General features: G+C 69.8%; 16 protein-coding genes. 3 read left to right on the forward strand and 13 right to left on the reverse strand.

Annotated elements, in window-relative coordinates:
* Positions 1–192 precede the first annotated feature (192 nt).
* From ACLIRP_RS11585 to ybeY, 3 genes are read left to right on the forward strand one after another with little or no spacing between them, the layout of a single operon-like run.
* A complete protein-coding gene (locus ACLIRP_RS11585; RefSeq protein WP_412060611.1) occupies positions 193–3,090 on the forward strand; it encodes a protein O-mannosyl-transferase family in 2,898 nt (965 codons plus the stop codon).
* A 48-nt stretch (positions 3,091–3,138) separates the two neighbouring features.
* A complete protein-coding gene (locus ACLIRP_RS11590; protein WP_412060612.1) occupies positions 3,139–3,585 on the forward strand; it encodes a hypothetical protein in 447 nt (148 codons plus the stop codon).
* Complete coding sequence (ybeY, locus tag ACLIRP_RS11595; protein WP_412060613.1) at positions 3,582–4,031, forward strand: rRNA maturation RNase YbeY; 450 nt, start codon at positions 3,582–3,584, stop codon at positions 4,029–4,031. The genes ACLIRP_RS11590 and ybeY overlap by 4 nt, the downstream gene beginning before the upstream one ends.
* On the opposite strand, the gene ACLIRP_RS11600 is transcribed toward ybeY, so the two are convergent.
* The 13 genes from ACLIRP_RS11600 to ACLIRP_RS11660 form a co-directional block, all read right to left on the reverse strand.
* Positions 4,028–4,984 carry a methylenetetrahydrofolate reductase gene (locus tag ACLIRP_RS11600; protein ID WP_412060614.1) on the reverse strand — a complete coding sequence of 319 codons (957 nt, stop codon included), beginning with the start codon at positions 4,982–4,984 and terminating at the stop codon, positions 4,028–4,030. The two genes, ybeY and ACLIRP_RS11600, sit on opposite strands and share 4 nt — an antisense overlap.
* Positions 4,985–5,117: 133 nt before the next feature.
* Positions 5,118–5,429 carry a hypothetical protein gene (locus ACLIRP_RS11605; RefSeq protein ID WP_412060615.1) on the reverse strand — a complete coding sequence of 104 codons (312 nt, stop codon included), beginning with the start codon at positions 5,427–5,429 and terminating at the stop codon, positions 5,118–5,120.
* A gap of 4 nt (positions 5,430–5,433) precedes the next feature.
* Positions 5,434–5,991: a cytochrome C oxidase subunit IV family protein gene (locus ACLIRP_RS11610; RefSeq protein WP_412060616.1), complete on the reverse strand. Its 558-nt coding sequence runs from the start codon at positions 5,989–5,991 to the stop codon at positions 5,434–5,436.
* Positions 5,992–6,061: 70 nt separating this feature from the next.
* A complete protein-coding gene (locus tag ACLIRP_RS11615; protein WP_412060617.1) occupies positions 6,062–7,126 on the reverse strand; it encodes a cytochrome c oxidase subunit 3 in 1,065 nt (354 codons plus the stop codon).
* 57 nt (positions 7,127–7,183) lie between these two features.
* On the reverse strand, positions 7,184–8,890 hold the full coding sequence (ctaD, locus tag ACLIRP_RS11620; RefSeq protein ID WP_412063709.1) for a cytochrome c oxidase subunit I: 1,707 nt from the start codon (positions 8,888–8,890) through the stop codon (positions 7,184–7,186).
* A gap of 172 nt (positions 8,891–9,062) precedes the next feature.
* Positions 9,063–10,226 (reverse strand): cytochrome c oxidase subunit II, encoded by a 1,164-nt coding sequence (gene coxB, locus ACLIRP_RS11625; RefSeq protein WP_412060618.1) that lies wholly within the window; start codon positions 10,224–10,226, stop codon positions 9,063–9,065.
* A gap of 39 nt (positions 10,227–10,265) precedes the next feature.
* Positions 10,266–11,153: an SCO family protein gene (locus ACLIRP_RS11630; protein WP_412060619.1), complete on the reverse strand. Its 888-nt coding sequence runs from the start codon at positions 11,151–11,153 to the stop codon at positions 10,266–10,268.
* Between the two features lie 3 nt (positions 11,154–11,156).
* Positions 11,157–11,936, reverse strand: coding sequence for a hypothetical protein (locus ACLIRP_RS11635; RefSeq protein ID WP_412060620.1), 780 nt, complete (start codon positions 11,934–11,936; stop codon positions 11,157–11,159).
* 136 nt (positions 11,937–12,072) lie between these two features.
* Entirely contained in the window at positions 12,073–13,443 is a 1,371-nt protein-coding gene (locus tag ACLIRP_RS11640; protein ID WP_412060621.1) for a hypothetical protein, read from the reverse strand.
* A 42-nt stretch (positions 13,444–13,485) separates the two neighbouring features.
* A complete protein-coding gene (locus ACLIRP_RS11645; RefSeq protein ID WP_412060622.1) occupies positions 13,486–14,136 on the reverse strand; it encodes a c-type cytochrome in 651 nt (216 codons plus the stop codon).
* A gap of 71 nt (positions 14,137–14,207) precedes the next feature.
* Complete coding sequence (locus tag ACLIRP_RS11650; protein WP_412060623.1) at positions 14,208–14,903, reverse strand: DUF3341 domain-containing protein; 696 nt, start codon at positions 14,901–14,903, stop codon at positions 14,208–14,210.
* 4 nt (positions 14,904–14,907) lie between these two features.
* Positions 14,908–16,392 carry an NrfD/PsrC family molybdoenzyme membrane anchor subunit gene (gene nrfD, locus ACLIRP_RS11655; RefSeq protein ID WP_412063710.1) on the reverse strand — a complete coding sequence of 495 codons (1,485 nt, stop codon included), beginning with the start codon at positions 16,390–16,392 and terminating at the stop codon, positions 14,908–14,910.
* An 86-nt stretch (positions 16,393–16,478) separates the two neighbouring features.
* Positions 16,479–19,727: a 4Fe-4S dicluster domain-containing protein gene (locus ACLIRP_RS11660; RefSeq protein WP_412060624.1), complete on the reverse strand. Its 3,249-nt coding sequence runs from the start codon at positions 19,725–19,727 to the stop codon at positions 16,479–16,481.
* Positions 19,728–19,743: the final 16 nt, after the last annotated feature.

Genomic DNA, 19,743 nt, shown 5'->3' on the forward strand with positions numbered 1-19,743 from the left:
TGTGAGGGGTCTCAGCCGGCGGGACCGCGCGCAGGATGGGGTTCGCGGCGCCTGCCCGTTCCTCTTGCCTCATTCCCCGTCCCCTCCCCACACCCGAACGCGAGCCGGTGCCCCGTTGGCGGCGTCCCCGGGGCGCCCCCGCCCACGGGCTATCTTCGCGCTCTGCATTCTCCCACGGCTCGGCCCCTCTGAATGACCGGCAAGTTGATCGACCGTCTCGTCGCCGCGACGGTCTTCGTGTACTCGTTCGTCCTCTACGTCGCCACGATGGCCGAGACGACGCCGTTCTGGGACTCCGGCGAGTTTATCGCCATCTCGAACGGGCTCCAGGTGAGCCACCCGCCCGGGGCCCCGTTTTACATGCTGGTGGGGCGGCTGTTCTCGATGGCCTCGCCGCTGTTCGCGGGCCTCAGCCCTGAGCCCATCGCGTTCGCCGTCAACCTGGTCTCCGTGCTGTGCAGCGCGCTGACGATCCTGGTGGCGCACCTCGTCATCGTGCGGCTCGTGCGGATCTGGACCGGCCACCCCGACACGTGGACACCCGCCCAGCGCGTCGGCGCGAATGCCGGCGGCGCGATCGGCGCCCTCACCTTTGCCGTGACGGACTCGTTCTGGTTCAACGCCGTCGAGGCTGAGGTCTACGCGATGTCGATGCTGTTCACGGCGCTCGTGGTGTGGCTGGCGCTCGTCTGGCGCGACGCGACGCGCGCCGAGGAGGCCGCCCTCGCCAAGCGCGGTGAGCACCCGTTCGGGCTCCACGCCGACCGCTACTTGGTCGCCATCGCCTACCTGTTCGGGCTCGCGATCGGGGTCCACCTCCTCAACGTGCTGACGCTGTTCTTCATCGCGCTCGTGGTCTTCTTCCAGAAGGTCGACCGCGCGAATTGGACGACCGCCCAGCGCGTCAAGGGGCTCTTGCTGACGGGCGTCGTGGCCGTCGGCGTGTTCCTGGTGATCTACCCCGGCGTCGTCCAGACGCTGCCGACGCTCGCGGGCGCCAGCGGGTCGCCGGCCTTCTTCGTGGTCGCCGTGCTGGCGCTCCTGGTCGGGGCGGTGTGGTACACGCAGAAAAAGGGGATGCCCCTCGCGAACCTCGCCTCGCTCATCATCGCGCTCGTCATTCTGGGGTACTCGTCGTACGGGCTGATCTTCGTCCGCTCGGCCGCGAACCCGCCGATCGACGAGAACGACCCCGAGACGGCTGAGGCGATCGTGAGCTACCTCAAGCGCGAGCAGTACGGCAGCACGCCCCTCCTCACGGGCACGACGTACGACAACCGGACCGGCCGCGTCGACGAGCAGACCACGTTCCCGCGCCGTCACTCGTCGGTCCCGCAGCACACCCAGGTCTACGCCCAGTACGACTCGGACGCGGCCTACTTCTGGCAGTACCAGCTCGGCCACATGTACGGGCGGTACTTCATGTGGAACTTCGTCGGGAAGGCGGCCGACACGCAGGACGCGGGCTGGATCTCGGGCGTGGGGGAGCGACCAGCCACCGGGCCGACGCCGTCGGAGCGGGCGGGGCAGAACGCCTACTTCTGGCTACCGCTGCTGCTCGGGTTGATCGGCATCGGCGTCCACGTCCAGCGCGACTGGCGGCGCGCGCTCGCGGTCGGGGTCCTCTTCCTGGTCACGGGCATCGGCATCATCTTGTATCTGAACCAGACCCCGTACCAGCCGCGCGAGCGGGACTACTCGTACGTGGCCTCGTTCTTCGCCTTCTCGCTGTGGATCGGGATCGGGGCGACCGGGTTGATCGAGCTGGCGTCGGAGGCGCTCGAAAAGAAGACGGCCGCGCTGCGGAACGCGACGGCGCTGGCGATCACCGCCGCGCTCTTCCTGGTCGTCCCCGGGTGGATGGCCGTCGAGAACTACGACGACCACGACCGCTCGGGCCGCCGCATCGCGACGGACTTCGCGCGCAACCTGCTCGAGAGCACCGCGCCAAACGCGATCCTGCTCACAAACGGCGACAACGACACCTTCCCGCTGTGGTACCTCCAGGAGGTGATGGGCATCCGCCGCGACGTGCGCGTGGTGAACCTGTCCCTGCTCAACACGCCGTGGTACATCCGCCAGCTCCGCGACCAGGCCAGCCGCGAGAGCGCGCCGCTCCCCTTGTCGTTCACCGACGCCGACCTTGAGGGCATCTCCGGCCCCGTCTCGATGCGGGCGACCGGACCCCTCGCGCCGCGCGTCATTGAGGACACCGAGGTGGCGCTGCCCGTCGACGCCCGCGCCTTCGCCGACGACCGCGTGGCCGGCCGCGTCGCGCCGGGCGACGTGCCCGACCGGATGACCTGGACCCTGCGCGGCCAGTCGCTCGGCGAGGGCCAGAGCGTGCTCTACACGGCCGACCTCGCCGTGCTCGACCTGTTGCGGAACGTCGCCGAGGACGGCTGGCAGCGGCCCGTCTACTTCGCGGGGACCGTCTCGCAAGCGTCGGAGCTGGGCCTGCAGCCGTACTTCCAGAACGAGGGGCTGGCGCGGCGCGTGGTCCCGATCGCGCGCGGCGGCGGCGACCCCGACGGCGCCGTCGTCCCGGAGGTCGCGCTCGACCGGCTGTCGAAGTTCGAGTTCCGCGGCCTCGACGACCCCGACGTGTACCTCGACCAGAATGCCCGCAACATGGCCGATGGGTACCGCATCCGCGTCGGCACGATCGCCGGGCGGCTCGCGGCTCAGGGACGCACCGCCGACGCGGTCGCCCTGCTCGACCGGCTGGCGGAGAAGGTGCCCACCACGACGGTCCCCGCCAGCTTCGGCTCCCTGCTGACGCTCGCGGACGCGTATGAGCGGGCCGGCGCTGGGGACAAGGCGGCGGAGATCTTCCTCGAGGCCGAGACGATCGCGCTCGGCCAGCTCGCGTCGGCGCGGTCGGCGAGCGCGCAGGACCAGGCCTTCCAGTTCGTGCAGTACATCCAGTCGGCCTACGTGCTGGGCGGCGACTACGACGCGGCGTCGGCGTTCATGGGCCGGATCGCGGACGTGATCGGCGACGAGACCTTCCGCCGGTCGCCCGCCGAGATCCGCGCCGAGGCCGAGGCCATGATGGCCCCGCCGCCGGGCGGCGCGCCCGCGCCCTGATCCACGCTCGGGCGGCCGTAGATTCCGGCCGTCCTCCGCCCCCGACCGATGCCCGAGACCCTGCCCGACGCCGACCTCGACCGCGCTGCGGCCGTCCTGGGCGTGACGCCCGAGCGCGACGGCGCGCTCACCCGGCTCGCGCTCGCCGACCCCGCCAGCGGGCGCCGGCTCGCGGTCGAGGTGACGCGCACGGCCGAGGGCAGCGCCATCGTCAAGGTGTACGGGACCGAGGCGCACCTCGAGCTTCACGACTGCGCCGGGCTGGTGACGTCCGACGAGCTGGGCGAGGTCATCTTCTTTGCACGTGGCGGTGGACGGGTGGCGGGTCTCGTGATCGAGCGCGAGGCGGCGTGCTCGCTCTACGCGAACGTCGCCGAGCGCCTGCTCTCGGCCGACTTCCTGACGGTCGCCCCGGAGGTCGCCCAAGCGGCCGTCGTGCTCTCGCTCAGCGAGCCCCTGTTCGAGGGCGACTGGACCCCGGAGTCGGAGGCGTGACGGACGCGGACGGCGGGCCGCCCGCGGGCGGCGTTGAGGTCCACCTCGCGCATGCGTCGCGGTCGCTCGACCTCGAGCTCGCCCGGGCCGTCGCGCAAGCGGTGATCGACGGCGAGGGGCTCGTGGCGGGCGACGTGGGGATCGTGCTCGCGGACCACGCGACGGTCCACGACCTCAACCGCGAGTGGCTGGGCCACGACTACGAGACGGACGTGGTGTCGTTCGTGCTCGACGAGGCGCCGGGCGTCGTCGACGGCGAGGTCTACGTCGACCTCGACACGGCGCACGAGCGGGCGGCGGAGTTCGGCGAGACGCCCGAGCGCGAGGCCCTGCGCTACGTGGCACACGGCGTCCTCCACCTGTGCGGCCACGACGACGCCACGGACGCGCAGCGCGCGGCGATGCGGGCGCTCGAAGACCGGTACCTGGCGGCGGCGGGCCGCTAGCCCACCAGCTTGCGGAGCGGCTCGGCGACCTGGACGACGTGCCGGGCCGTCGACATGATGTAGAAGTGGATGCCGGGGACGCCCGCATCCACGAGCTCAGCGGCCTGCTGGCGGGCCCACTCGACGCCCACGTCCGCCACGTGCTCCGGCTTGGCGGCTTCGACCTCGGCCGCCAGCGCCTCCGGGATCTCGGTGTGGAACGTCCGGGGCAGCGTGCGGAGCTGCTGCTTCGAGGTCAGGATCTTGACGCCCGGCACGATCGGGACGGTCACCCCGACCTCGCGGCACTTCTCGACCCACGACAGAAAGTGGGCGTTGTCGAAAAACATCTGGCTGACCACGTAGTCGGCGCCCGCGTCCACCTTGCGCTTGAGGTTGAGCACGTCCCACGTCAGGTTCGGCGCGTCGACGTGCTTTTCGGGGTAGCCGCCGACGCCGACGCAGAAGTCGGTCGGCGCCGCGTCGAGCAAGTCGGCGAGGTAGCGGCCCGCGTTCATGGCCTGGATCTGGGCCACCAGGTCGGCCGCGAACGCGTTGTGGTGGCGGCCCGGCCGCTCGGGCTTGTCGGCCGCGTGGTCGCCCTTGACCGCCAGCACGTTGTGGATGCCGAGGTAGTTGAGTTCGATGAGCGCGTCCTCAGTCTCCTCCTGGGTAAACCCGCGGCACAGCAGGTGCGGCACGGCATCGATCCCGAACCGGTACTGGATGGCCGCGCAGAGCCCCAGTGTGCCCGGCCGCTTGCGCTTGACGCGCTTGCGGACGGTCCCGTCGGGCTGCTCGTCGTAGACGGTCTCGGCCGAGTGGCTGGTGACGTCGATGAACGGCGGCCGGTACGGCGCCAGCGCCTCGACGACGGCCAGCACATCCGCGACGGAGGCGCCGCGCGTGGGCGGGATGATCTCGTAGGAGAAGAGCGGGCCGTCGGCGCGCTCGTAGTGCTCGATGACTTTCAAGGGGACGACCAGCCGGGGCGGCGAAGGTACGGGCCCCTTCGTGCCCCGCGCCCGCGCGTGTCCGCCACCGGCGCCTCCTTCGAGCCCGCCCAGCAAGCGCGTGCCGACCTGCCGCGCCCGGTCCCTCCTCCGCCTAGTTGCGCCGTCGCCAGAGGTCCTCGGCGAGGGCGGAGCGCCCGGGCGCCTGGGGCGGACCGCCGGGCGCGACACGCTGACGAGGCGTCGCCTGCCGCACACGCTCGTCCTCCAGAATGTCGCGGAGCTTGACCGGCCGGGCCTCGCCCCGCGCCGACGCGCGGCGGCGACGGTCCACGGGGTCGAACGGCATCACGTCGTCCGGGTACAAGATCCGGAAGGCCATCACGCCCGCCCAGACGGCCATCATCAAGATCACCGGGACGGCGACCCAGAAGAACAGGACGAACGCGGCGCCGAGCGGCAGCATCGGATCAGTTAGTGTCGGGAGCGAGGGGCTCGGCGGCGGGGGCGGGCTCGCCAAAGAGGCCGGCGTCGGGCTGGCCGACGAGCGCCGGCGCGGCCCCCTCGAACTGGGCCTCGATCGCCTGCGCCTCGATCACCTCCTCCTCCAGGATGTCCGTCGGCGTGGCCGCGAGCTCCTCGAACGTGTCGCGGAAGGCAAAATCGAGCCAGGTGAAGCCGAAGAAGATGAGCAGGAACGAGGTGCTGCCCAGGAAGACCAGCATGTTGGTGCGCGTCGCCTCGTACCGAAGCCCCATAAACCGGGAGGCCACCCAGTAGACCTTCGTCCCGGCGATGCCGAGCGCGACGGGCACGCTGAGCCAGCCGAACGGGATGCGGAACGGGGTCTCGAACTCGAAGCCGAAGAAGTTGCCGAAGCCGCGCTCGAAGATGGCGAGCACGACGGTCAGGATCGTCAACCCGACCAAGATGACGAACGTCTTCTTGAGCATCCCCGCGTCCATGACGTGGTGGCCACCGTGGCCGGTGTGCTCGGTGTGCCCTTCGGAGTGTGCGTGATCGGCCATGAGTCGAAGCGGATGCATGATGCGTGACGCGTGACGGCGCGCCTCCCGAGGCGCGCCTCACGGATCCCGATCAGATCAAGTACATGAGGGGGAAGACGAAAATCCAGATGATGTCGACGATGTGCCAGTACAGGCCGACGTTCTCGACGGGCGTGTACCACACCGACGAGTACCGGTCCTTGGACGCGAAGAACACCAGGAAGCCGATCGCGATGATGCCGATCACGATGTGGATGGCGTGGATCCCCGTCATCACGTAGTAGATGGCGAAGAAGATGCCGGCGCGGCGGTTCGAGAAGATCTCCCCCTCCCGGCCGTGGTCGCCGCCGTGGTCGTCCTCGGCGTGCCCGGCCTCGGCCAGGCCCGTCCCGCCCTCCAGCAAGTGCTCGGCGTCGGGGACGACGGTCTCCTCGCCGCCGGTCGCGAGGTCGGCGGCCTGCAGGTCGTTCGGGTCGCCCGACGTGTCGTCGCCCGCCAGCGGCGCGTCGCCGGTCGCCATCGTGCCGGCCTCGGCCTCGACGGTCTCGGCGTCGGTCATCTCCTCGTCCTCGCCGCCTACCACGAAGAGCGGCGTGCCTGGCACGGACCCCGCGAGCTCGTTGACGCGCGCCGTGCCCTCGTCGAGCTCGAAGTTGACGCCGGGGAAAATGCCGATCTCGAACTTGTGGCCGTACTCGAAATACTTGACGACCAAGAAGCCTGACGCCAGCACGATTGTGGCGATCAGGTTGTAGATCAGAACCTTCTTGTTGTCCATCTGGGCCCCGCGGATCGCCCACGCCATCGTCAGCGACGAGAGGAGCAGCACGAGCGTGTTCGCCGCGCCGAGCACGGTGTCGAGCTGCAGGCTGGCCTGCTCGTAGAGCTCCGGGTACAGGACGCGGAAGATGCCGTACGCCACGAACATCCCGCCGAAGAGCAGGATCTCGGTCGCCAGGAAGAGCCACATCCCGAGCTTGGAGGCCTCGAACTGCTGCTCCGACGACACAAAGAAGTGCTGGAGGTTCGAGGCGTGGAGCTGGCCGTCGTGGCCGACGAGCATGTGGGGCTCGCCGCCGTGGATGTCGCCGTGGCCATCGCCGCCGTGCGTGTCGTGCGGGTCGTCGACGGTGACCGGGGTGGGTTGAGTCGCCATGATCGGGTGCGGGGGGCGTAGAGCGTGGGACCGGGGCGCGGGCGCGCCTCCGACGCCCTACGCCAGCGGGTCGGGCTGGGAGGTGCCGTCGTCGATGGTCTGGTCCATCTCCTGCGGGCCGCCGACCTCGACGACCGGGACCGGCGCGCCGTGGTCGCTGTGCTGGGCGCTGTCGCCCGACGACTGGAAGAGGACCTCGTAGTCGTAGGGGCCGTGCGTCACGAGCGGCGTGTGGTGGAAGTTGTGGTGGTCCGGCGGGCTCGTGGTGTGCGTCCACTCGAGCGTGGCGCCGCCCCACGGGTTGCCGGGGGCCTTGGGCGTGCCCTTGCGGAGCGACAGCAGGCCGTTGACGAGCACGATGAACAGCCCGAGGCCGAGCACGTAGCTGCCAATCGTCGAGGCCTGGTGGAGCGGCTCGAGCCACGGCATGTCGGGGTAGTCGTAGTAGCGGCGGGGCATGCCCTGGCTGCCCATGACGAACTGGATGAAGAACGTCATGTTGAAGCCCAGGAACACGAGCAGCGCCGAGAGCTTGCCGAGCGTCTCGTTGTAGAGCTTGCCCGTCATCTTCGGCCACCAGTAGTGGAGCCCGCCGAGGAAGGCCATCACCGTGCCGCCCATCATCACGTAGTGGAAGTGGGCGACGACGAAGTAGGTGTCGTGGAGGTGGATGTCGACCGCCAGCGCGCCGACCATGATGCCCGTCACGCCGCCGATCGTGAACAGGAAAAGGAACGTCAGCGCGTAGAGCATCGGGGTCTTGAGCCAGACCGAGCCCTTGTACATCGTCCAGACCCAGTTGAAGATCTTGATGCCCGACGGGATGCCGATCAGGAACGTGATCAGCGAGAACACCACCGAGCTCACCGGGCTCTGGCCCGAAGTGAACATGTGGTGGCCCCAGACCAGGAAGCCCAAGAGCGCGATCGCCACGGACGACAGCGCGACGGCGCGGTAGCCGTAGACCCGCTGGCGGCTGAACGTCCCCATCAACTCCGAGATCACGCCGAAGGCCGGCAGGATCATGATGTAGACGGCGGGGTGGCTGTAGAACCAGAAAAAGTGCTGGAACAGGACCGGGTCGCCGCCGAGCGCCGGGTCGAAGATGCCGATGCCGAGCACGCGCTCCATGGTCAGGAGCACGAGCGTGATGCCGATGACCGGCGTCGCGAGCACCTGGACGATCGAGGTCGCGTAGATCGACCACAGGAAGAGCGGCATCCGGTTCCAGGTCATCCCCGGCGCCCGCATCTTGTGGATCGTCACGATAAAGTTGAGGCCCGTCAGGATCGACGAGAAGCCCATCACGAAGGCCCCCATGGCCATCGCGATCACCGCCGTCCCGGTCTCCTTGGAGTACGGCGTGTAGAACGTCCAGCCCGTGTCGACGCCGCCCGTCGTGATCGAGTACAGCGCGATCATCGCGCCGATCACGTAGATGTACAAGCTCAGCAGGTTGAGCCTCGGGAAGGCCACGTCCTTGGCGCCGACCATGATCGGCAGCAGGAAGTTGCCCATCGTCGCCGGGATCGACGGGATGATGAACAGGAACACCATCACCAGCCCGTGCATGGTGAACACGCGGTTGTACGCGTCCGGGCCCATGATCGTCTCGCCGACGAAGAACAGCTCGGTCCGGATCCCGAGCGCCAGCAGGCCGCCGACCGAGAAGAAGAACGAGACCGCGATCAGGTACATGATCCCGATCCGCTTGTGGTCCACGGTCAGGGCCCACAGCTTGGTCCACTGCCACGCCCGGGCCAGGCCGCGGACGTCGTCGGCGGGCCGGGGCTCGCGGAGGTAGTTGTGGACCGGCTCGTGGCCGACCGGGTACGCGCGCGCCGCGGCAGGCACGGGGGGCGCGGCGGCCGGCTTGGAAGGTGTCAGCGTCGCCATGGGGGGGACTGGCTGGAGGGGTGGGGTCGGTGGGGTCGGGCTAGCGGTCTTCGCCGACCGTCAGGGGCTCGTCTTGGCGGACGGCCTCGCGCTCGCCGGGCGCCACGGGGTCGGCGACGGGGACGCTCGGGTCGCCCATGCCGCCCTCGGGCGGCTGGCCGGCCGTCGACTGCTCGACGCCCGCGTCCTCGGGGAGGACCAAGTCGGACGGGAGCGAGGCGCCGCTCACCGCGCGGATGTAGGCCGCCAGCCCGGCGACCTGCTCCTCGTTGAGCGCGCCGTCGTACGACGGCATGTTGCCGTTCTCATAGCCCGGAACGATGTAGGTCTGCGGGTACAGGATCGACTCGACCGTGTAGGCCTCGTCGAAGACGCCGGACGCGGAGCCGGGGCGGGGCTGGCCCCACACGTTCAGCCACGACGGGCCGACGCCGGCGGTCCCGTCGACCGAGTGGCAGTTGTTGCAGTTGCGCTGGGTGTAAAGCAGCTCGCCGAGCTCGACGGGCGGGACCGGGCCCTGGCCGGGCGGGCCGTCGCGCAGGACGGCGTAGTACTCGGCGCGCGAGACGACGTGGATCTTGGCGCCCATGTTGGAGTGCGCCGTCCCGCAGTACTCGGTGCAGAGCACCTGGTAGGTCCCCTCGCGCGGGGCCTCGAACCAGACGTACGCGTAGCGGTTGGGGATCACGTCGTGCTTGATCCGGAACTCCGGGACAAAGAAGCTGTGGAGCACGTCCTGGCTCGTCATCTCCAGGCGGACCGGCGTCCCGACGGGGACCCAGATCTCGTTGAAGCCTTGTATGCCGTTCTGGTACTCGAACGTCCACGCCCACTTCTGGGCCTTGACGTTGATCGTGATCGCATCGGAGGGCGGGATGGCCGTGCCGACGTAGGCGCGGAAGCCCCAGAAGAACACGACGAGCACCAGGATGGACGGGATGACCACCCAGCTCGTCTCCAGCCACTTGCTCTCGATCACGTCGACCGGGCGGTCGGCGTGGCTCTTGCGGCGGTACTTCCAGACGAAGTACACCATCGCCGCGGCGACCAGCAGCGTCAGGACGATGGACGCGTACAGGATGAAGTAGAACAGCGCGTCGATCTCGTGCGCCGTCGTCGAGGACTGCGGCGGGAGCCAGATCGTGCCGCCCTCGGTCAGCAAGGACGTCCGCTCGAGCGCGGCGGCGGTGGAATCGGTCTGCATCATCGGAATAAGGTCGGCACGGGGGGTGCCGACGGTGAGTCAGCGGGCGGGCGCTGGGGTGGGTGCGTCGCCCCAGTCGTCGGGCCGCGAGCCCTCGCGGCGCCAGAAGAACAGGAGCAGGCCGCCGAAGACGACGAGCAAGACGGCCCCGGCGATCTTGGTCACGGTCAGCACGGCCAGAGAGTACGACTGGGCGTCTTCGTCGTACTCGTAACACGTGATGAGGAAGCGGTCGAGCGCGTTGCCGACCGTCCCCTCGCTGGCCTCGACGAGCCCCAGCTTGAAGTCGAGTGGGGCGGGCTCGATGCCGTAGAGGTAGCGGGTGATTTTGCCGTCGGGCGACAACAGCGTCAGCGCCGCCGTGTGCGCGTACTCGCTCGTCCGGGGGTCCCACGCGTACCGGAACCCGACGGCATCCGCGAGCGCCTCGACGTTGGCTTCGAGCGAGTCGCCGACGGTCCAGAAGTGGAAGGCGTCGGTGTCGGCGATCTCCGCCAGCCGCACGTAGCGGGCCTTGGCCCGGGTCGCCATCTCAGGCGTGTCGCGGGGATCGACGCTCACCGCCAGCACGGTGTAGTCCTCGCCCAGTACCAAGTCCGACGTGGCGATGGCGTTCGCCAGCCCGTCGAGCACCAGGCTGCACAGCATCGGGCAGCTGTGGTACACAAACGCGACGACCGTCGGCCGCTCGCCGTCGACGATGCTCGCAAGCTGGACTGTCTCGCCCTCCTCGTCCAGGAACGTCAGGTCGGTCGGGACGCTGGCGCCCAAGAACTCCGTCAGGCCGACGGCACCCGCCAACCGGTTCGGGAGCGGGCCCTGGCCCTCCTGGCCGTCGAGCGGCGCGATGGGCCCGCGTGTGACCTGTGCCTGTGCCCCGACCGCGAGCGCGGCGAGTGCCAAGAGCAGGAGGCCACGGGCAGGCATCGGTTAGTTCTCGGGGGTCAGCGCCGGGAGTCGGGCGTCGTCGGCGTCGATCTCACCGTCGTTCTCGATCAGCTCGACGGTGTCGTTGTACTCGCCGTCCACGCCGACGGCCTCGGGGGCGTCGAGCAGAGGGGCGAGCGTGGCCGGGGTCGTAACGCGGTCGCTGTTGCCGGGCGTGGCCTGGATCGCGCGGCCCATGCCCCAGTCGGGCCACATCGTGTTCCACTCGGCGCGGTCGGTCGGCAGGTCGCTGGCGCCCTCGCCCGCGTAGTCGACGGCGACGAGCCCCATCGCGCGGCCGATGGGCAGGCCGTAGACGTCGTCGGCGCGCGAGTAGTTGGAGAGCTTGGCGAGCGCCTCGGTGCGCAAGTCCTGCTGCTCGTAGTTGTCGACGGCGCCGGCGGCGCGCACGTCGACCTGCGTCCGGAACGGGATGTAGAACAGGTAGATCAGCACGACCGCGAGCGCGGCGACCGACAGGAGCGTCGCGGCGACGAGCCCGAGCAGCTGGCCGCCCTCGATGCCCTCCTCCTCGACGCCCATGCTCGCGAGCAGCGCCTCGGCCTCGGGGTCGGTGTCCCCCACCACGTCCGACGCCTCGGCGTCGACCTCGGCGGCCGTCGCGGTCACCAGGCCCGCGAGGGGGCCGAGCGGCTCGTCCTGCTCGGGGCGGACAGCCGGGTCAGCGCCGTCGCGCATGCCCTCCTGGGCCGGGGGGACCGGCTCGCCAGCGTGCGGGTTCTCAACGCGGGGGTCGGTGTCGGGGCGGGTTGCGTCGGCCATGGTCAGAGAACGGGGTGGGCGGCCCCGTGTTTTCAGTTTTGATTGAAAGCTCTGTGGAGCGCGGCGTTCCCGCCGGCCCGCGAGCCACGAACGGCGCTGAGCGCCGCGTCCTTACACGCCGGCGGCGTCGCTACGACTAGACATTTTCGAAGCGCAGCGAGTCGGCGTAGTACGGGTCGCCGTAGGGCGTGACCGCGTGGCGGCCGAGCCGCAACATCGTGGTGCCCAAGAACAGCCCGAACAGGCCGAGCCAGACGGCCATCTCGACGATCGGCAGGTGCGGCTCGACCACGTGGAGCGCCATCCCGGACGTCGCCTCCCCGACGGCCTCGGCCGGCGGGATTGTCTGCAGGCTCGCGAGCAACTCGCCGCCGCCGCTCGCCAGCGCCGCGTGGCCCGCCTCGGCGGCCACGTGCATCGACGGCATCGCGATCCACCACAGGTCCACCCAGTGCATCACGAGCAGCCAGACGGCCATCGTCGCGAGCGCCGGGGCGATCCGCTTGGTGTTTCGGGGCAGCAGGATGAGGAACGGCAGAATGAAGTGGAAGATGAACAGCGACCACGCGACGACCTCCCAGCCGCCCGTGAACCGCTTCTGGAACCAGACGATCTCCTCGGGGAGGTTGGCGTACCAGTAGAGCATGTACTGGCTGAAGGCGACGTACGTCCAGAAGACGACGAAGCCGAACATGAACTTGCCGACGTCTTGGGTGTGCTCGACGGTGATGTCGGTCGCCATCCCGCCCTTTTTGAGCAGGAGCGCGAGGAACGCGATGAGGCACAGCGCGCCGAGCCAGCCGCCGGCGAAGAAGTAGACGCCGAACATGGTCGAGAACCAGTGCGGGTCGGTCGACATCAGGTAGTCGTAGGCGAAGAACGCCGTGGCGACGGCCGCGAGCGGAATGCCGATAGCGCTCCACTTGCGGAGGTCGAGCGTGTTCTGGACGTCCGGCTTGGCGTCGTTGCGGACCGACAGGGTGTACAGCTTGTGGCCCAGGACCGAGAACAGCGCGAAGTAGACTACGTAGCGGATCACGAAGAACGGCATGTTCAGGTACGCCTCCTTCCCCGCGATGATGGCGTCGTACTCCGGCGAGGCCGGGTCGAACAGCTCCGAGTGCGTCCAGTGGAACAGGTCGTAGTAGCCGAGCAGGACCGGAATGCCGGCCAGCGCAAGCAGGGGGAAGCTGGCGGCGAGCGCCTCGGGGATGCGGCGCAGCGTCACGCTCCAGCGCGACTTGGTGATGTGCTGGATCATCACGAAGAACAGCGCGCCGATGGCGATCGAGACGCAGAACACCCAGCCGATGAGGTAGGAGAACAGCGTGCGCGAGACGTCGCCGGAGACCAGGCCCACGACCATGCCGGCGACGAGCAGGAGCAGCCCGACGCCGAGCGGCGCGGCCCACCAGCGCTGGTCGCCCGTGAACCGGAAGCGCGCCGGGACGCGGTCGCCCTCGGCGTCGACGGGGTCGAAGAGGAAGCGAGTGACGGGGTTCGACATAGAGAGAGGCGTCGTCGGGGGGGGGGGAGTCCCTTCCGTGGATCAGTTCTGGCGGACGTTGTCGTTGGCCACGTCGAGGCGCTGGCGGTCCGTCTCGGGCACGTCGGCGGCGGTGCCGGCCTGGCTCCGCTGGAGCGCGCGGATGTAGGCGACCACGGCCCAGCGGTCGGCCGGCGGCATCTCGTGGCCGTAGCTCGGCATCGTGTTGACGCCGTTCGCGATCACGTCGTAGAGGTAGCCGTCGGGCCGAGCCTGGAGCGCCTCCGTGTGGTAGCTGGGTACCTGGAAGCCGTAGCCCAGCCCGCCATTCCCGACCGCGACGATGCCGCGCCCGTCGCCGGCGTAGCCGTGGCAGACGGTGCAGTAGATGTTGTACCGCTCCTGCCCGCGCTCGAGGAGCGCCGCCGTGGCGTCGACCGGGATGCGGTCGATGTAGGCGCCGTCGGCCGAGCGGCCGTACTCGAACGGCGCGTTCTCGGCCGTCCGGAGCTGGCCGCGCGCGATCGTGCCGGCGACGGGCGTCCGCATGGCGGCGCCGTCGGCGAACAGGTCATTCGCCTCCTGCGCCTCGAAGCGCTGAGTGAAGTCCATGTTCAGGTTCGGGTGGATCGGCGTCTTCTCGCTCGTCATCCCACGGCAGCCGCCGAGGACGACCACGAAGGTGAGGGCGAGGAGGAGGGTGCGCTGGGTCATGGGGGCAGTGTCGCGTGTTTCGTATTGCGCGCCGGTGTCGGAGGACACGCAACACGCAACACGCATCAGCTCTAGATGTCGCCGGTCGTGTGCTGCGGGGTGACGGGCACCGGGGCGGGGGCCGTCGTGGTCGCCGGCACCTGCGTGTCGGTCTCCTCGGTCGCGCCGTCGTGGTCGACGTACTCGAGGTGCGTCGCGCCGAGCTCGCGGAGGGCGGCGGCCGTGGCGGCCCGGTCGAAGGCGCGGTCGTTGCCCGAGACGTGGACGAAGAAGGCGTCGTCGGTCGAGCGCGAAAAGCGGTCCGAGTGGAAGAGCGGGTTGTACGGCTTCGGCAGCCCGTTCAGCGCCAGCATCCCGCCGACGGCGGTCAGCGCCGAGAGCAGAACGGTCAGCTCGAACATGATCGGGACCGACGACTCCCACGCGAAGAGCGGCTTGTTGGAGATGTTGATCGCGTAGCCCTGGAGCTCGGTCCAGATCCAGCCGGGCTGGGGCCCCGCGCTCGTGTACCACTGGAGGAAGATGGCGGCGACCAGGCCCATCAGGCCGCCAGCGAACACCATAAAGCCGAGCTTCGAGGTGGGCAGGCCCATCGCCCGGTCCATCCCGTGGATCGGGAACGGCGAGAACGTGTCGATGTCGGTGTAGCCCTGCTCGCGCAGGCCCTCGATGGCCTCGACGAGGGCGCCGGGGTCGGGGTACTCGGCGAGCAGGCCGACGTGCTGGTTGGCCCGGTCGTCGAGCGCCTTGCGGATCGTAGTCAGCATCGGATTAGGCGGAAGGGTCGGGGGTGCCGTCGCCGTCGGCGTCGGTCGCGGCGGGCGCGGCGCCCTGCACGAAGGCGTCCTGCTGGTAGGTGGCCAGCTCGTGCGGCATCGCGTGGCCGTCGCCGTGGCCGTGGTAGAAGTGCGGGTCGGCCTGCGGCATCACGCCCTTCACCTCCGCGATCGCCACCATGGGCACGAACCGCAGGAAGAGCAGGAAGAGCGTAAAGAAGAGCCCGAAGGAGCCGACGAACATTCCGACGTCCCAGATCGTCGGCGAGTAGTAGTCCCAGCTCGACGGCAGGAAGTCGCGGTGGAGCGAGGTGACGGTGATCACGAACCGCTCGAACCACATCCCTATGTTGGTCGTGATCGAGATGAAGAAGGCAATCTTCAGATTCCGGCGGAAGCTCTTTTTCCAGAAGAGCTGCGGGAAGATCAAGTTGCAGCTCATCATGATCCAGTACGCCCACCAATACGGCCCGGCCGCGCGGTTCGCGAAGGCGTACTGCTCGTACTCGACGCCCGAGTACCAGGCCATAAAGAACTCTGTGATGTACGCGAACCCGACGACCGTTCCGGTCACCAGGATGATGATGTTCATCTTCTCGATGTGGTCGAGCGTGATGAGGTTCTCCAGGTTGTACACCTTGCGGGCGACGAGCATCAGCGTCATCACCATCGCGAAGCCGGAGAAGATGGCGCCGGCGACGAAGTAGGGCGGGAAGATGGTCGTGTGCCAGCCCGGGACGATCGAGACCGCGAAGTCGAACGACACGACGGAGTGGACCGAGAGCACGAGCGGCGTCGCCAGCCCGGCCAGGATCAGGTAGGCCCGCTCGTAGTGGCGCCAGTGGCGGTTCGAGCCGGTCCAGCCGAGGGCGAGGAAGCCCAGGATCTTGGCGCGCAGCGTCCGGCCCGTGCGGGCGGCGCGGTCACGCAGCGTGCCCAAGTCGGGGATCAGGCCGACGTACCAGAAGAGCAGCGAGACCGTCCCGTAGATGGACACGGCAAACACGTCCCAAAGGAGGGGGCTCTTGAAGTTGGGCCACATCGCCATCTGGTTGGGGATGGGCAGCGTGTAGTAGATCGCCCAGACGCGCCCGACGTGGAACGTCGGGAACAGCAAGGCACACGCGACGGCAAAGAGCGTCATCGCCTCGGCCGCCCGGTTGATCGAGGTCCGCCACTTCTGCCGGAACAGGAAGAGGACGGCCGAGATCAGCGTCCCGGCGTGGCCGATGCCGACCCAGAACACGAAGTTGACGATCGCCCAGCCCCAGAAGACCGGGTTGTTGAGGCCCCAGACGCCGGGCCCATTCCAGACGAGGTAGGCGATCGACAGGCCCAGGATCCCCAGGCCGGTCAGCGCCGCGCCAAACGCTAGGAACCACGCCGTCGGCGTCTTTTTCTCGGTGTGGTACGAGACGAGCTCGGTGACGTCGTGGAACGACAGGTTGCCGCGGACGAGGGGTTCGTCCTCGAGCGTCATCGGCGTCCCGTCGGGGTAGGCCGGGGCGCCGTCGCCGCCGGAGCGGCCGTACGCGGACTTGGAAGTGACTGTGGCCATGGGTGGGCTTAGGCGTCGGGGGCGGCGTCGGCGGCGTGGGCCTCAGGCGCGCCGTGCGCGTCCTGGACATCGAAGCGGGTGTCGACCAGCGTCGGGTGCGGGTTGCGCAGGCGGGCGAGGTACGTCAGGCGCGGCTTGACGGCCAGCTCGGCGAGCACGGCGTAGTTGCGCGGGCTCTCCTTCGAGCGGCTGACGGCCGAGGTCGGGTTGCGGAGGTCGCCGAACGTGATGGCCTCGGCCGGGCACGCCTGCTGGCACGCCGTGACGACCGCGCCGTCGGCGAGCGGCTCGTCGTTGATGTGGGCCTGCTGCTGGACCTGGCGGACGCGCTGCACGCAGAACGTGCACTTCTCCATCACGCCGCGGTAGCGGACCGTCACGTACGGGTTGGACTGCATCTGGACCTCCTCGGGGAGCTCCTTCGTCCAGTTGTAGAAGTTGTACCGGCGGACCTTGTACGGGCAGTTGTTGGCGCAGTACCGTGTGCCGATGCACCGGTTGTACACCATCGCGTTGATCCCGTCCGGCGAGTGGACCGTCGCGTTGACCGGGCAGACCTGCTCGCACGGCGCGTTCTCACAGTGGACGCACATCATGGGCTGCGAGACCATGCCCGGGTCGCTCGCGTCGGTCCCCACGTAGTAGCGATCGAGGCGGAGCCAGTGCATCTCGCGGCCGCGCGCCACCTGGTCCTTGCCGACGACCGGCACGTTGTTCTCGGACTGGCAGGCGACCACGCACGCGTTGCAACCGGTGCACGCGTTGAGGTCGATCGTCATGCCCCACTGGTTCTCCGCGTACAGGAGGTCGGGCTCGCGGTCCAGGATCTGGTCCGACGCCGAGTTCTGCTCGCCCCAGAGCGGGTCGAAGTCCTCCCAGGGCGTGTCCTCGACGTAGTGGTCGGCGATCTTGGCGAACTCGGGGTGCTCGCGGTACTCGGCCAGCGAGGCCATCCGGACGATCGCGCGGCCCTCCATCGAGCCGTGGTCCTGGGTGCTCGCGATCAGGTAGTCGTCGGCGACCGTGTCGACCTCGACGGCCGGGACGACGGCGCCGGACAGCTCGCGGCAGCGCTCGACGCGCGCCGAGACGGCGCCCTCGCTCAGCTCGGCCCCGACGAACGTCGCGATCGGGCCGGCGCGGTAGTGGTTGACGTCCTTGTCGAAGATCCGGGCGATGAGGCCCCGCTCTTCCAGGGCGCGGTCGCTGGCGAGGTCACGGCCGTAGCCCATGAACGCCGTGATCGAGTCGTCGGGGTGGCCGGGCTGGACCCAGACGGGCAGCTCCACCTGGGTCCCGCCGGCGGTCGTCAGGCGGACCACCTTGGCGTAGTGCTTACCCGCGTCGAGCTCGGTCCCCTCGAACCGGTCGTCCTCGCCGTCCGCGAAGCGGCTCAGCTCGTCGACCCCCAGGCGGTCGGCCGTGCGCGGCGAGACGAGCGCGACCGGGTCCCAGGTCACCTTGGTGACGGGGTGCGGCGCCTCCTGCATCCACGACACGTTCGAGAACGCGCCGTCGTACAACGTCGGGCTGAGCCGCGTGACGAGCTCGATGGCGTCGTCGACCGGCGGGGTGAGGCTGGAGAGGTCGGCCGAACCGCCGCCCGCGCCGAGCGAGGCGAACGCGGTGTCGGCCACGAACCCGTCGTGGACGGCCGTGCGCCACCCGGTCTCGAAGTCGCCGGGGAGGGCGCCGCGGAGCCGCTGGCGGAGCAGGTCGTAGCCCGCGTTGTTGCGGCCCGTCGTGATCGTGTTGACGACCTCGAGGGCCGAGTGGGCGTCCTCGAACAGGGGCGCGATGAGCGGCTGCACGATCGTCAGCGTGCCGTCGTAGGCCCGGGCGTCGCCCCAGCTTTCGAGGTAGTGCTGCGCGGGGATGTGCCACGTGGCGCGCTGGCCCGTCTCGTCGCGGTAGAGCCCGTGGTGGACCGAGACCGGGACGCGCGCGAGCGCCGCCTCGAAGCCGAGCGCGGCGGGGAGCGTGTAGACCGGGTTGGTGCCCAGCATCAGCAGCATGTCGACCTCGCCGGCCGCCATGTCGCGGACGAGCTGCGCCAGCTGCGGGCCGACCGGCTCGACCGTCCCCTGCCCCGTCGCGAGGTACTCGACGACGCCACCGCCAAACTGCCCGTTGAGGGCGGCGGCAAGCGCGTGGACCTCGGCGGGCTGGGTCGCGCCGGCCACGAACGCGGCGCGGCCGCCGGCGGCGCGGACGTCCTCGGCGATCGCGGCCACGAACGGCGCGAGCGACTCGTCGAGCGTGGCGCGGACGCCCGTCGACACGCCGAGCGCCTCGGCGACGGCGGCGGCCACGAACGGCACGGCGCCGGCCTTGACGGCCTTGCGGTGGTCGGCCATCCCGCCCGTCATCGTCATCGTGGACTCGATGACGTACGTCCGCGACATCGTGCCCCGCACGTCGACGCGGCGGCCGGCGGCGTACTGGCGGTTGTTCCAGACCGAGTTGGGGTCCTCGGCGCTCAGGAAGTCGGCGTCGAAGGAGACGATGACGTCGGCGTCGGCGAACCGGAACAGCGGGCGGGCCGGCTGGCCGAGCGCGCTCTGGGTGCCGAGCGCCTGGGCGTCGTCGAGGTTGGCGCCGAGCGTGATCCAGCGCGCGCCGGGCGTCGCGGCCTCGAAGCGCGCGCGGGCGGCGTCGAGCGTCGGCGAGGCGGACGGCTCGGCGAGCACGGCCACCCGGGCGCCGCCCTGCAGGCGCAAGCGGGCGGCCTCGGCCACGAACGAGCCCCAATCGGCGCGCGCGGGCCCGTCGGAGCCGGCGCCCCACACAAAGCGGCTCCGGTCGGGGTCGTAGAGCTGGAGGACGGAGGCCTGCGCAAAGATGTCGGTCGCGCCGGCCGAGACCGGGTGCTCGGGGACGCCCTCGACCTTGGTCGGGCGGCCCTCGTGGCTCTGGACGAGGAGCGCGTGGCCGACGCCGCCCAACGTCATCGCCGTCGCGTAGTAGTCCGGCACGCCGGGGATCACGTCCTCGGGCTTGCGGGCGTACGGCAGGATGGTCTCGACGGGGCGCCGGCAGCCGGACATCCCGGCGAGCGCGGCGCTGGCGCCCATCACCTTGAGGAAGCTCCGGCGGGAGGTCCCGGCGTCGGCCTCGGTGACCGGCGCCGCGAACTCGGGCGAAGGGGCGGCCTTGCGGGCGCCCCAGCTGCGCCACGTGGGCGCCTGGGTCGCGGCGGCGGAGGCGTCATCGTCGACGGCCACATCCGTGGCACTCAGAACGTCGAGCTCGATCATCGGGGAGTGGGTTCGG

Origin of the sequence: Rubrivirga halophila, assembly GCF_046845755.1 — a bacterium.
In the GTDB taxonomy this organism is placed as follows: Bacteria; Bacteroidota; Rhodothermia; order Rhodothermales; family Rubricoccaceae; genus Rubrivirga.